Genomic DNA, 3,072 nt, shown 5'->3' with positions numbered 1-3,072 from the left:
CCGGCGCCAAGTCCGGAAAGGCCGATGACCTGAGCGCGCCCGGCGGGCGCCGGCGTCCCGCGACGATCCGGGACGCGAGGCGCATCCCCCCTTCAGGCCGCCGCCCTTCGCGCCGCCAGGGCCGCCTTGGTGGCGTCATACCGCGCCCGGGTGATGTTGTAGCGGGCGTAACAGACGGCGGCGATGAGGCCCGGAATGGTGGCGAGGATCCCGTCCACAAACACAAGGTTGAACAGAACCTCGTCGGGCACCTGCCCCGGCGTCGCCTTCGGCGGGAAGCTGATCGCAAAGAGGGCGAACCCCGCCAGGGCGGCGCCCAGGGCCTGGTCGATCTTGGCGGCGAGGTTGCGGGTCGAGTACAGGACGCCTTCCTGGCGAACGCCGTGGGCAAGCTCGTTCTCGTCGGCGATGTCCGCCAGGGCCGACATGACGGTGATGCTGAGCACGCTGGCGCCGGCGTTCCCCACGGCGGAGAAGGCGATGAGCATGGGCGTCAGGCCCGGCGTCTCGGCAGTCAGCACGCCGGTCAGGCCGAGGATCATGGGAATGGCGGGCCCGATCGAGAAGACGATCGCCCAGATGATCATGTTCAGCCGCTTGTCGAGGCGCCGGTGCATCCTGGCCGAGAACAGGAACCCGGTGGCGTAGCCGACGAAACTGCCGATCACGAACCACTTCAGCTGTTCGCTGGCCAGACCCCAGAAGAAGGTGTTCACGTAAAGATTCAGGCCGCTGCGGACGCCGATCATCATCGACAGAAAGAAGAAGGCGATCAGCAGCCATAGATAGTTCCGGTTCCCCAGGGCCTTTCCGACATCCTTGAGGAACTCGAGCGGGCTGAACCGGGGCAGATTGTCCGGCGCCTTTGGCAGGCGTTGGATCTGGTCGCGGGTGAACCAGGCGGAGGCGAGCAGCAGAGCCATCGCTGCAAGGCCGCATCCGACGGCGAACGGACCATAGGGCTCGGGGTTGAGGAGCCCCCGCGGATACTCTGGCGTCGCCTTGAAGACGAAGTGCAGCGCCAGGAAATTCATGCCCGCCCCACCCGCCCAGGTGAAGAAGTTGTTCCAGCTGAGCACCTTCGAGCGTTCGATGTAATCGCTCGACAACTCACCTCCCAGGGCCAGGTGGGGCGTATTGAAGAGGCTGATCGAGACCCGCATGAAGCTCACCGAGAGGGCGAACCAGAGGAAGAGGACCAGGTCGGAGGCCCCCGGGGGCGGATTGAAGACCGCAATGACGGACAGGGCGATGGGAAGCGGCGCGAGGAAGAGATAGCCATGACGCCGGCCGAACCGGCCGCGGGTGCGGTCCGACAGCGATCCGATGACAGGGTCCGCGAAGCCGTCGAAGACCAGGCTGGCGGAGACGGCGAGCCCGGCGAGGACGGCGTTCAACCCGAGGATCTGGTTGTAGTAGAGCATGGCGTAGGAGCCGACCGTGGCGAGGATGATGGAGTCGCCGACGGATCCGATCCCGAAGAAGAACTTTGTGCGAAGCGGCAGCCGGTCGACGGTGTCGGCCTGGGCGCTGGACATGAACTCACTCCCTGAGAATGGACCGCGACCCGGTTCGTGGCCAGGACGTCGGGAACGCTCGAAATCACCCTGCTGCGGCCCCCATTCGCGCAACCCCCGCATCCAACGGGCAGAACGTCCCAAGGTCAACTGTCCGGACGGCGCGCTGTCCGGACGGCGCGCTTTCCCCTTCCCCGGGCGGGGGCTAGGATACGGGAGAGGATTCTGCATCGCCCGGAAGGACCCGTGATGACCCAGGCCGCGCCCTTCGCCGTCGACGGCCCCCTGGCCCCTCCCCTCGCCCGGCTTCTTGCCTACTGGGAGGGTCTGAGGCGCGGCCAGGCCGAGATACCCTTCTGGGACGACCTGTCGGAGGTGAAGATCGAGGCCTCCGGCGCGGAGACCTTCATCCTCGACGTCTTCAGTCGGCCGGAGCGCTTCCGTTTCAACGACCTGGAGGTTGCGCCCCCGGCGGTGCAGCGCGACCTGCTCCTGGGCCTCTTCCTGGACGACGTCGACCTGCCTGAGGTCTTCGCCCTCCTCCGCGCCCAGGCCAGCGCTACGGTGGAGCTGATGCGCCCGACCCTTCACGTAACCCCTGGCGGCCAGCGCCTCCTCCTGCCCGCCTGGGGCGAGGGGGAGGTGCGCATGCTGGTGGGCGGCTTGGTGCGGAGCTAACCGCCCTCCAGGATATCGATCCGCACGCCGGGCCTCAGCCGCCGGATATCGGCGCTGCGGGCCATGCCGGAGCCGGGAGAGATCAGGGTCGCCGAGGCGGCGGCGACGGCGGTCGCCAGCGCCTCCTGCGGCGAACGCGCCCGCGACAGTTCCCAGACCAGACCTGCCAGGAAACTGTCGCCGGCGCCCACAGTCGAGACCGGGGTAATCGGCAGGGCAAGGGCGTGGGCGGCGAAACCGGCCCCCACCAGAAGGGCGCCCTCCCGCCCGAGGCTCACGGCCACCCAGGCGGCGCGACCGTCATCGACCAGCTCCCGGGCGGCGGCCAAACGGGAGGAGAGATCAGGCAGGTCCCGGCCGAGGCATTCCTGCAACTCCCGCAGGTTAGGTTTCACGAGCCAGACCCCGGCCTCCAGTCCGGCCCTGAGCCCTTCGCCTGAGGCGTCGAGGGCAAGCCTGACGCCTGTCCGGCGGGCGACCCGGGCGAGACGGGCGAGCCGCCTGGGGTCCATTCCGTCCGGAAGGCTGCCGCTGGCGACCAGAACGTCCGGTCGCGGCGACAGTTCCGCAAGCGCGGTCTCCAGCGCCCGGATCTCCCGCTCCCGCAACCTCGGGCCCGGCAGCACGAAACGAAACTCGGCGTCCCGGGAACGGTCAAAGACGGTGAAGCTCTGGCGGGTCTTTTCGGCGATCGGGATCACCCGGGCGTCCAGCCCCTCGGCGGATAGAAGAGCCTGGAGGGCGTCTCCGGTCGAACCGCCGAGGGGCAGGATGCAGGTCGCCCGACCGCCGAGCTGGCCCACGACCCGGGCGACGTTCACCCCGCCGCCGCCAGCGTCCTGCCGGGGGGTATCGCAGCGCAACTTGTTCTCTGGCT

At 68.6% G+C, this 3,072-nt stretch carries 3 protein-coding genes; 1 reads left to right on the top strand and 2 read right to left on the bottom strand.

The features are described from left to right. Positions 1-92: 92 nt before the first annotated feature. On the bottom strand, positions 93-1,538 hold the full coding sequence (locus tag IM632_RS09995; RefSeq protein WP_293528054.1) for an MFS transporter: 1,446 nt from the start codon (positions 1,536-1,538) through the stop codon (positions 93-95). Between the two features lie 228 nt (positions 1,539-1,766). Here IM632_RS09995 and IM632_RS09990 point away from each other — a divergent pair, with 228 nt between their 5' ends. Beyond that, the gene (locus IM632_RS09990; RefSeq protein WP_293517170.1) at positions 1,767-2,195 is read left to right on the top strand and encodes a hypothetical protein; all 429 of its coding nucleotides are present in this window, start codon (positions 1,767-1,769) and stop codon (positions 2,193-2,195) included. Here the strand turns inward: IM632_RS09990 and IM632_RS09985 are convergent. After that, positions 2,192-3,072 (bottom strand): 1-phosphofructokinase family hexose kinase (locus IM632_RS09985; RefSeq protein WP_296552292.1); only part of this gene is annotated, 881 nt, incomplete at its 5' end. The two genes, IM632_RS09990 and IM632_RS09985, sit on opposite strands and share 4 nt — an antisense overlap.

The organism is Phenylobacterium sp. (genome assembly GCF_020402505.1).
Lineage (GTDB): Bacteria > Pseudomonadota > Alphaproteobacteria > Caulobacterales > Caulobacteraceae > Phenylobacterium.
Note: the sequence above shows the minus strand (reverse complement) of the source record. Positions and strands in the feature narration are given on the sequence as shown.